The organism is Streptomyces sp. NPDC058576 (assembly GCF_042718715.1).
Taxonomy (GTDB): domain Bacteria; phylum Actinomycetota; class Actinomycetes; order Streptomycetales; family Streptomycetaceae; genus Streptomyces.
The window spans coordinates 105,172-114,195 of sequence record NZ_JBHXPF010000018.1 but is presented as its reverse complement, the minus strand read 5'-3'; the positions used below and the strand labels follow the sequence as shown (position 1 = coordinate 114,195).

The following is a 9,024-nucleotide window of genomic DNA, read 5'->3' as shown; positions in this document are numbered from 1 at the left end:
TGGTCTCGTGCGCTCGCTGAGGTGTATCAGTGTCAGGCCTGTAATCCGGGCGGTGAGGTCGCCGGTGCGCAGCGCGGGGGCGAGGCGGGGTTTGGCGGCCAGGTTGCGCGCCGCGGTGCGGGTCACGGGGTGCAGAGGACCACGCTGAGGGAGCTGAACTCACAGACCAGCAGGGAGACCTGGCTGCCCGTGGCGAGCTCGCCGAAGGAGTCCTCGGCCGGGGTGTCCATCGCCTGGAGGTCGAGAAGCGCCATGATGTGTCCTTTCGCGGACGGTGGTGGTGCTTGGGCGGTGGTGCTAGAACGACCCCGGGTGGGGCCGGTCCGACGACCCCTGGCGGGGCCGGTTCAGGGGGCCGCTTTCGCGGCCGGGGTGCGCCGCCGGAGCGGCGGGCAGGAAGGGAAGTCCGGTGGGGCGGCCGAACGCGGCGCCCAGGGCGAGGAGTACGCCGGCGGTCCCGGTGGCCAGGTCCATCGACAGGCGCATCAACTGCTCGCCGGGGAAGGCGAGTCCGTCGCCGTACGCCAGGGCGTGACTGTCCAGCAGTTCGGTGTGGCGGTCGATGGCGCGCTGCCGGTCGGCCTGGTCGCACAGCGGGGTGGCCGCGAGGTGCGTCAGGAGTCCGGCGGAGCCTCTGAGCAGGCCGGGCTGGACGTAGAAGGCGGAGAGCGCGGCCGGCAGGAGGGCGCGGCCCGCCGCTTCGAGCGCGGGGTCCGGGCGGTGGGCCAGGTAGGCGTCGATGACGGCCGCGATGCCGGCGCTGCCCGAACCGACGTACGGCATCAGCCGTTTGCCCTCGACGACGAGGAGTTCCCCGTCGTCCCCCGCCCGGCACCGCTCCAGGTCGCGGCGCAGGGCGGCGGCCGCCAGGTCGAGCAGGCCGGCGTCCCCCGTGGTCCCGTACCGGCGGATCAGCAGCAGGGCGATGCCGCTCGCGCCGTGCAGCAGTCCGGTGCGGGGCGACGGCGGACCGTCGGCGAGCGCGCGGACGGCGAGGGCGGTACAGCGGGCGGCCGCTGCGGACAGCGCCGGGGCGTCGGTGGCGGAGGCGGTGCGGGCCAGGTCGTCGAGGGCGAGGCCGATGCCCGCGTACCCGTTGTGCAGACCGGGCGCGAGGCCCTCCAGGGGCTGGTCGAGGATGATCCGGAGGAGGTCGGCGGCCTCGGCGGTGCGGCCGATCCGGTGCAGGGTCCAGGCGATGCCGGTGAGCCCGTCGTAGAAGCCGAGGGGGCTGCCGGACGCGGGGTCCTTGGCCTGCCGCAGGAGCCAGTCCTCGGCCGGTGCGCACGGTGGGGCGCCCGTCTCGTGGAGGGCGTAGAGCACTCCGGCCGCCCCGTACGCGAAGGACTGGCCGCCGGTGGCGGTGGCGAACTGGGCGATGTCCCCGGGGAAGCAGCGGTCGTCGCGCTCCGGTGTGCAGGAGGCGGTGATGGCCCGGACCATCGCGTCCCGGCTGCGCGGCCAGTCCCGGAGGCGGGGAGCAGGGGCGAGGCCGGAGGCCGTACCGGAAGCCGGTGCGGAAGCGGGCCGGGAGGCGGCCTTTTCCGTGTCGCGGGAGGTGGCCTCGCCCGTGTCGCGCAGGATCTCCTCGACCGCCGGCCGAAGCGCCTCCTCCGTGACCGGGAAGACGCGGGCGATGTCCCGGGCGAGCCCGGCGGCCTTCGTGCGGTCGATGCCGAACAGGGTGGTGAGCGGCAGGTACAGGGCGAGCCGCAGACAGGCGAGCGCGTACCGGTCGATGTCCGTGCCGCGCCGGTCGGGCGGGGCGACGAAGGCCGGGTTGGCGACGATCTGGCGGTGGCGCTCGGCGACCGGGGAGGCGGCCTCGAAGTCGAGCAGGACGATCCGCTCGTTCTCCTCGTCGACCATGACGTTGCTCATGTGCAGGTCGCTGATGACGATGCCCCGGCCGTGCACCGCGTCGACGGCGCGCTCGACCTGTCCGTACAACTCCTCGGCCCACGCGGCGTGCTCGGCGACCAGTTGAGGTGACGGGTGCTGACGGGCGAGCGGAAAGCGGCGGGCGAACACGGTGTTGAGGGTCGCGCCGGGTATGTACTGGAGGACCAGGAAGTGATGGTCGCCCACCTCGAACACGTCCCGGACGGCCGGCACGCAGTCCAGCCCGGCCAGTTGTTCCAGGGCGGTCCGCTCCCGCTCCAGCCGGGCCACGGCGTCCGCCCCGTCGGCGGCCAGACCGGCGTACGGGCGGGCCTCCTTGAGGACGACCTGCTCGCCGGTACGGGTGTCGCGGCCGAGGTAGACCCCGCCGCCGTTGGAGAAGTGCAGGGCCTTCTCCACGGTGTACGGGAGGTCGGCGAGGCCAACGGCGGCACGGGCTTCCAGGTGCGGCATCAGGAAGCCGGGCGGGGTCACCCAGGAGGGGACGCGGAAGGACGGGCCCCGGTCGTCCGGGACGAGCCGGCCCTGCGGATCGGCGACGGCGGGCACGGGGCGCCCGTCCGGGCCGGAGCAGAAGCGGGCGGCGAACGCCCCGTACCGGGTGTGCACGGGCCCGTTGCCGCACCGCAGGTCGCTCAGGATGTACGGGCCGTGCTCGCCCTCCAGGAGCTGCATCAGGGCGGTGCACACCTCGGGGAACGCGTCCTCGGACGGCGGGTAGACGGTGATGAACTTCCCGCTGCCCGCCCGGTCCGCGTACTTGGCGTTCCGCAGGGCCAACAGCCCGGGATGCGGGAGGCACTTGAAGGCGAGCCGGTGTTCCAGACAGTGGGCGACGACCCGGTCCAGCACGGAGGCCGCGTTGTCGAGGGCGGCCGAGACGTGGATCTTCCAGCCCTGGGGCGGCAGCCGCAGCCCGTCGGGGTTGTACGCGAGCCAGTCGCCGCGCCGGGAGCGGGCCCATCCCTCGGGGGCCGGGCCACGGAGCGGCGCGTAGAACGAGCGCTCCTCGTCGGCGGCTCGGCCGCCCGGTCCGAGGGAGCGGTGGGGTGCGTCGTAGAAGCGGCGGTCCGCCTGGCAGTACGCGGCGTACTCCGGATTCACGCACGTTCCCCTCGCTCGGTTCTTTCGCGGCGAGAGAGAAATTGTCACAACGACGAGCGGCGCCCATAGTCACTGTTGTCACGACTCGTACATGCGAGCCAACCATGCGGAGCGCACCGCGTACCGATGAGTATCCGCTCGTCGCCCAGCTGTGAAGGGGTTCGGGCCGGGGGCGCGCGGAGGCGCGCACAGAGCGCTTTCGTCTCTCCTCAGCCCGCTCCGTGCGCCAGGACGTCCCCCGCCTCGGTACGGAAATAGAGCACGGAGCGGCCTGCCCGGCGGCGGCGGACCAGTCCGGCGTCCAGCAGGATCCGCAGATGGCGGCCGACCGAGCCCAGCCCCTGGCCGGTCAGCGCGACGAGTTGCGTCGTGCTGAGCGGGGAGGCGAGCAGCAACAGGACGGCCGCCCTCGCCGGGCCGATCAGCGCCCCCAGGGCCGCGGGCACGGGAACGCGCCCGGCCTCGGCGAGCACGCCGGAACACGGGTACACCAGCCCGTAGCGGTGCGGGATGTCCCAGCAGACCCAGGACTGGTGCGGGGTGACGGGCAGGAACAGCAGTTGGGCGCCGTCCAGTTCGCGGGGCGGGTTGTCGAAGGTGTTGATCTGGAGCCGACTGTCGCCGAGCCAACGGATCCCGGGCCGCATGCCGTTCAGGGCCTCGGCCCAGCCCGCCCGCCCCAACTGGGCCGTGCGGGCGATCACATCGGCCTCCAGGACCCGCTGCCGCCTCGGCCAGTCGGGCAGCACGGTGTGCGTCCAGACCCACTCCAGGGTGTCGGCGGCGCGCCGGGCCAGGTCGTCCCGGTCCAGCACGGCGGGCAGCGGCCCGCGCAGCGCCTCGGCCAGTTCGGCGCGGGCCCGGTCGGGCGGGGTGGCCCGCACCCGCGCCAGCTCCTCGGCGAAGAGGGGCGGGGCCTGGCCCGGCGGGGCGGGCACCGGCGCGGGGGTGAGGAAGTCGGCGGTCCAGCGGGGCGCGAGGGCGGAGCGGATCACGAGCGCGGAGAGCGGATCGTCCACCGCCCGCCGCCGGTACGCGGGCAGGTGGGCCTCCAGCCAGGCGCGCTCCCCCGGGTGCGCGGCGTCGGCCCGCTCCAGGAGCAGCAGGCTCGCGACGGCCTCCGCGAGCGGCGAGACGACGAACCGGCTGTTCGCGAGCGTGTCCGCACTGACCTGCCACCAGCCCATGTCACGCCCACCGCCCCGTTCCCCGTTCGCTCCGGCCGCATGCCCGATCGGGCCGCCCCCGTTCCCTGTTGGCTCCGGCCGCCATGCCCAGATCCGGCCGCCCCCGTTCCCTGTTGGCTCCGGCCGCCACGTCCGATCCGGCCGCCCCGTTCCCTGTTCGCGCTGCCATCCCGGTTGACGTCGTGGTTCAGGACACCCCGGCGCCACCGCCCGGCCCCAGGCTTTCGCGTCAGCGCGAAACAGTAACGGCCCCGGCGACGGCGTCCGGAGACTCCCCCCATGCGCACCTACCGCGAACTGTTCCGGACCCCGGAGTTCACCCCCTTCTTCGCGGCCGTCGCCGTGCAGACGGCCGCCCAGACCGCGACCGGCCTGGCGCTCGGCACCCTCGTCTTCGCGCGGACGGGCTCGCCCCTGCTGTCGGCGCTGGCGATGTTCGGCCCGTCGCTGGCGCAGATGGCCGGGGCGCTCACCCTGCTGTCGGCGGCGGACCGGCTGCCGCCGCGCGCCGCGCTGACCGCTCTCGCCCTGCTGTCGGCGGGGGCCGCCTGCGTCCAGGCCGCGCCCGGGCTGCCGCTGTGGGCCGCGTTCGCCGTCCTGCTGGTGGTCGGGGCGATCGCGTCGCCGGGCGGGGGCGTGCGGTACGGGCTGCTCAACGAGATCGTTCCGCGCGAGGGGTTCCTGCTCGGCCGCTCGGTGCTGAACATGACGGGCGGCGCGATGCAGATCTGCGGATTCGCGGTGGGCGGGGCGCTGGTGGCGGTGTTCTCGGCGCGCGGCACGCTGCTGATCGGGGCGGCCCTGTACGTCGTCGCGGCGGTGGTGACCCGGCTCGGGCTGACCGCCCGGCCGCCGAGGGCGACCGGGCGCCCCTCGGTCCGGGAGACCCGGCGGACGAACGCGCTGCTCTGGTCGTCCGCGCCGCGCCGGTACGTGTTCCTGGCGCTGTGGGTGCCCAACGGGCTCGTCGTCGGCTGCGAGTCCCTGTACGTCGCGTACGCGCCCGGGCACGCCGGGCTCCTCTTCGCCGGCGGGGCCCTGGGGATGCTCGCCGGGGACGCGCTGGTCGGGCGGTTCGTCGCGGCCCGAACGACAGGCCCCGAGTGGCGGGCGCGGCTCGGGGCCCCGCTCCGGCTGCTGCTGGCCGCGCCCTATCTGCTCTTCGCCCTGCGCCCGGGGCTGCCCCTCGCGCTGGCGGTGGTCGTCCTGGCGAGCGTGGGCTTCGCCGCGAGCCTGCTGCTCCAGGAACGGCTGCTGGCCCTCACCCCGCAGGAGCTGAGCGGCCAGGCGCTCGGGCTCAGCTCCTCGGGGATGCTCGCGATGCAGGGGGTGGGCGCGGCCGTGGCGGGCGGTATCGCCCAGCTGACCTCCCCCGCGACGGGCATGGCGGCGGTCGCGGGCCTCTCGGTGGCGGTGACGCTGGCGCTGGCCCCGGGGCTGCGCACCCCGGTCGACGCCGACGGGGGCAGACTGCTCGGAGCGAACGGATCACCGCGAGCGTCCCGGACACCCCGCACGGAAGAGACGACATGAGCGACGAGACCAGGCCCACCCAGAAGGAAGCCATGCTCTCCGGCGAGCTCTACATCGCCGACGACCCCGAACTGGCGGCCGAGGCACTGCACGCGGCCGTGCTCAGCGAGCGCTACAACGTCACATCGGCCGCCGACCCCGAGGCCCGGCGCGCGGTGCTGACCGAGCTGCTCGGCGAGGTGGGCGAGGGCGTGGAGGTCCGGCCGCCGCTGCGGGTCGACTACGGCTACCAGACCACCATCGGCCCGCGCACGTTCATCAACTTCGGCGCGGTTCTCCTGGACGTCGCCCGCATCACCATCGGCGCGGACGTCCAGCTGGGCCCGAACGTCCAGCTGCTCACGCCGACCCACCCCGTCGACCCCGAGCAGCGCCGCGCCAAGTGGGAGGCCGCCGAGCCGATCACCATCGGCGACAACGTGTGGCTGGGCGGCGGGGTGATCGTCTGCCCCGGGGTGACCATCGGCGAGAACACGGTGGTCGGCGCGGGGGCGGTCGTCACGAAGGACCTGCCCGCCGGCGTGGTGGCGGTGGGCAACCCGGCCCGGGTGATCCGGAAGATCGGCGAGGAGGAGGCGTAACGCCCCGGCGCACGGCACACCGGCGCGCTACGCCGCCCGCCACGCATCGGTGGCGCACGAGACCTCGAAGTGCCACCAGCCCTCGTCCCGGCCCCGGGCGAGCAGCGCCTTGACCCCGCGCAGGTCCGCTCCGCCGGGCACGGTCAGGGCGACCAGCGGGAACGCGGCGCTGAAGACCTCGCCCGTGAGCCCGAAGCCGGCGAGCCGCTCGTGCACGGCCCGTGCGTCGTGCCCGAGCGGACCGTCCGGCACGGGCAGCACCCGCACCGTGCAGTTGCCCGAGTCCGCCACCCGGCCGGCGGCCCAGTGCACCCCGTCGTCGTCCGTCCGGAAGCGTACGGTCTCGCCCTCGGCGACCCCGTCCCGGAGGAAGGGCACGTTGTCCACCCGCGCGGTGTCCGGGCCGAGCCGCGTCGCCCACAAGCCCTCGGTGTCGTACGGCGGCCGGTCCTCGCGCGGGACCAGACGGAACCAGACCTTGATCTGATCGGCTTCGCGGGGCGGGCGTTCCGGACCTGCGGGGGAACTCATGGCCCCATGGTCCCCCGCGCGCGGCGCGTCCGCCTGTCCACCACCCACGACCAGCCACGACGTCAGCTTCTGAAGCCAGGGGCCGCCCGCACCGCGCCGGAGCCGTCAATTCCTCGACATTCAAACCCAGTTGTTGGATTCAGTGGCATCTCCCGAGGCTCCTGACGCACACCTCTTGACGCGTACAGGCCCACGGGGGAAACATCACCGTAACGAGAGAGCGCTCTCCGACGCAGCCTCCCCCCACGCTCTCCCGCCCGTCCGTCGTGCACACGTACCACGACCCAGGAGACGTACCCCATGCATGCTCCCCCCACCGCACCACGCACCCGCCGCCGCAGCCGGGCCCTCGGATTCGCCGCACTCGCCGTGGCGATGCTGATGTCCGTGCCCACGGCCCAGACCGCGTTCGGCGAGGAGGCCCGGGCCGTGCCGGGCGGCGGCGACCTCGGCCCCAACGTCCATGTCTTCGACCCGTCCACGCCCGACATCCAGGGCAAGGTCGACGAGATCTTCACGAAGCAGGAGTCCGCGCAGTTCGGCCTCGACCGCCACGCGCTGATGTTCAAGCCGGGCACGTACGACGACATCAACGCGCAGATCGGCTTCTACACGCAGATCGCGGGTCTCGGCCTGAATCCGAACGACACCACGTTCAACGGCGACGTGACGGTCGACGCGGGCTGGTTCGACGGCAACGCAACGCAGAACTTCTGGCGTTCGGCGGAGAACCTCACCCTGAACCCGGTCAGCGGCACCAACCGCTGGGCGGTCTCCCAGGCGGCCCCGTTCCGCCGCATGCACGTCAAGGGCGGGCTCAACCTCGCGCCCGACGGATACGGCTGGGCCAGCGGCGGCTACATCGCCGACTCAAAGATCGACGGCGAGGTCGGCCCGTACTCCCAGCAGCAGTGGTACACCCGCGACAGCTCGGTGGGCGGCTGGGTCAACGGCGTCTGGAACATGACGTTCTCGGGCGTCGAGGGCGCACCGGCCAACAGCTTCCCCGAGCCGCCCTACACCACGCTCGACACCACCCCCATCTCCCGCGAGAAGCCCTTCCTCTACCTCGACGGGGACGACTACAAGGTCTTCGTTCCTCAGAAGCGCGAGAACGCGCGCGGTGTCTCGTGGGCCAACGGCACTCCGGCCGGCGAGTCGATCCCGCTGGACCAGTTCTACGTGGTGAAGGAGGGGGCGGACGCCGCCACGATCAACGCGGCCGTGGAGCAGGGCCTGCACCTGCTCTTCACGCCGGGTGTCTACCACATCGACGAGACGATCAACATCGACCGCGCGGACACCGTGGCCCTCGGCCTCGGCCTGGCCACGATCATCCCGGACAACGGGGTGACCGCGATCAAGGTCGGTGACGTGGACGGCGTCAAGCTCGCGGGCCTCCTGGTCGACGCGGGCCCGGTCAACTCCGAGACGCTGATCGAGGTCGGCCCCGAGAACGCCTCGGCGGACCACTCGGCCAACCCCACCTCGCTCCAGGACGTGTTCGTGCGGATCGGCGGCGCGGGCCCCGGCAAGGCGACCACGAGCATCGTCGTGAACAGCGACGACACGATCATCGACCACACCTGGGTGTGGCGTGCGGACCACGGTGAGGGCTGGGGCTGGGAGACCAACCGGGCCGACTACGGCGTCCGCGTCAACGGCGACGACGTGCTGGCGACCGGGCTGTTCGTGGAGCACTTCAACAAGTACGACGTGGAGTGGTACGGCGAGCGCGGCCGGACGATCTTCTTCCAGAACGAGAAGGCGTACGACGCACCCAACCAGGAGGCGGTCCAGAACGGCGACACGAAGGGCTACGCCGCCTACCGGGTCGACGACTCGGTCGAGCAGCACGAGGGCTGGGGCATGGGCAGCTACTGCTACTACAACGTCGACCCGACGATCATCCAGGAGCACGGCTTCAAGGCACCGGTGAAACCCGGCGTGAAGTTCCACAGCCTGATCGTCGTCTCGCTCGGCGGCAACGGCCAGTACGAGCACGTGATCAACGACGTCGGATCCCCCACGTCGGGCCCGGACACCATCCCCTCCCAGGTGGTGAACTTCCCGTAGTACGGGACGTGTACGGGAGCGGGGGCCCGGAGGGGTTGTGGGGCGGGCCCCGCGTCGCCGGGTGGACCGGGCAGCGGCCCGCCCCCCGGCCGAGGACGAACCGGGCGGGG

General features: G+C 73.3%; 7 protein-coding genes. 3 read left to right on the top strand and 4 right to left on the bottom strand.

Annotated elements, in window-relative coordinates; all coding sequences use genetic code 11:
- Positions 1-122: 122 nt before the first annotated feature.
- The 3 genes from ACFWRV_RS15755 to ACFWRV_RS15745 all read right to left on the bottom strand — a co-directional run bounded on the left by ACFWRV_RS15755 (position 123) and on the right by ACFWRV_RS15745 (position 4,193).
- Positions 123-254, bottom strand: a complete 132-nt coding sequence (locus tag ACFWRV_RS15755; RefSeq protein ID WP_030576627.1) for a SapB/AmfS family lanthipeptide — start codon at positions 252-254, stop codon at positions 123-125.
- A 43-nt stretch (positions 255-297) separates the two neighbouring features.
- Positions 298-3,006 (bottom strand): class III lanthionine synthetase LanKC, encoded by a 2,709-nt coding sequence (gene lanKC / locus ACFWRV_RS15750; protein WP_384334182.1) that lies wholly within the window; start codon positions 3,004-3,006, stop codon positions 298-300.
- A 209-nt stretch (positions 3,007-3,215) separates the two neighbouring features.
- Positions 3,216-4,193 carry a winged helix-turn-helix domain-containing protein gene (locus tag ACFWRV_RS15745; RefSeq protein WP_384334179.1) on the bottom strand — a complete coding sequence of 326 codons (978 nt, stop codon included), beginning with the start codon at positions 4,191-4,193 and terminating at the stop codon, positions 3,216-3,218.
- A 279-nt stretch (positions 4,194-4,472) separates the two neighbouring features.
- Between ACFWRV_RS15745 and ACFWRV_RS15740 the strand changes: the two genes are divergently transcribed.
- Together ACFWRV_RS15740 and ACFWRV_RS15735 are read left to right on the top strand one after the other, a co-directional pair.
- The gene (locus ACFWRV_RS15740; protein ID WP_384334176.1) at positions 4,473-5,726 is read left to right on the top strand and encodes an MFS transporter; all 1,254 of its coding nucleotides are present in this window, start codon (positions 4,473-4,475) and stop codon (positions 5,724-5,726) included.
- Positions 5,723-6,307, top strand: coding sequence for a sugar O-acetyltransferase (locus ACFWRV_RS15735; protein WP_384334173.1), 585 nt, complete (start codon positions 5,723-5,725; stop codon positions 6,305-6,307). Before ACFWRV_RS15740 ends, ACFWRV_RS15735 begins: the two co-directional genes overlap by 4 nt.
- 27 nt (positions 6,308-6,334) lie before the next feature.
- Here ACFWRV_RS15735 and ACFWRV_RS15730 read toward each other — a convergent pair whose 3' ends face one another.
- Complete coding sequence (locus ACFWRV_RS15730) at positions 6,335-6,838, bottom strand: DUF4265 domain-containing protein (protein ID WP_384334170.1); 504 nt, start codon at positions 6,836-6,838, stop codon at positions 6,335-6,337.
- Positions 6,839-7,138: 300 nt separating this feature from the next.
- Here ACFWRV_RS15730 and ACFWRV_RS15725 point away from each other — a divergent pair, with 300 nt between their 5' ends.
- Complete coding sequence (locus tag ACFWRV_RS15725) at positions 7,139-8,914, top strand: coagulation factor 5/8 type domain-containing protein (protein WP_384334168.1); 1,776 nt, start codon at positions 7,139-7,141, stop codon at positions 8,912-8,914.
- The last annotated feature ends 110 nt before the right edge of the window (positions 8,915-9,024 follow it).

Bases quoted from the DNA above. Each gene is read 5' to 3' on its own strand.
- ACFWRV_RS15755 (WP_030576627.1), bottom strand. From the start codon at position 254: ATGGCGCTTCTCGACCTCCAGGCGATGGACACCCCGGCCGAGGACTCC.
- ACFWRV_RS15745 (WP_384334179.1), bottom strand. From the start codon at position 4,193: ATGGGCTGGTGGCAGGTCAGTGCGGACACGCTCGCGAACAGCCGGTTC.
- ACFWRV_RS15740 (WP_384334176.1), top strand. From the start codon at position 4,473: ATGCGCACCTACCGCGAACTGTTCCGGACCCCGGAGTTCACCCCCTTC.
- ACFWRV_RS15735 (WP_384334173.1), top strand. From the start codon at position 5,723: ATGAGCGACGAGACCAGGCCCACCCAGAAGGAAGCCATGCTCTCCGGC.
- ACFWRV_RS15730 (WP_384334170.1), bottom strand. From the start codon at position 6,838: ATGAGTTCCCCCGCAGGTCCGGAACGCCCGCCCCGCGAAGCCGATCAG.
- ACFWRV_RS15725 (WP_384334168.1), top strand. From the start codon at position 7,139: ATGCATGCTCCCCCCACCGCACCACGCACCCGCCGCCGCAGCCGGGCC.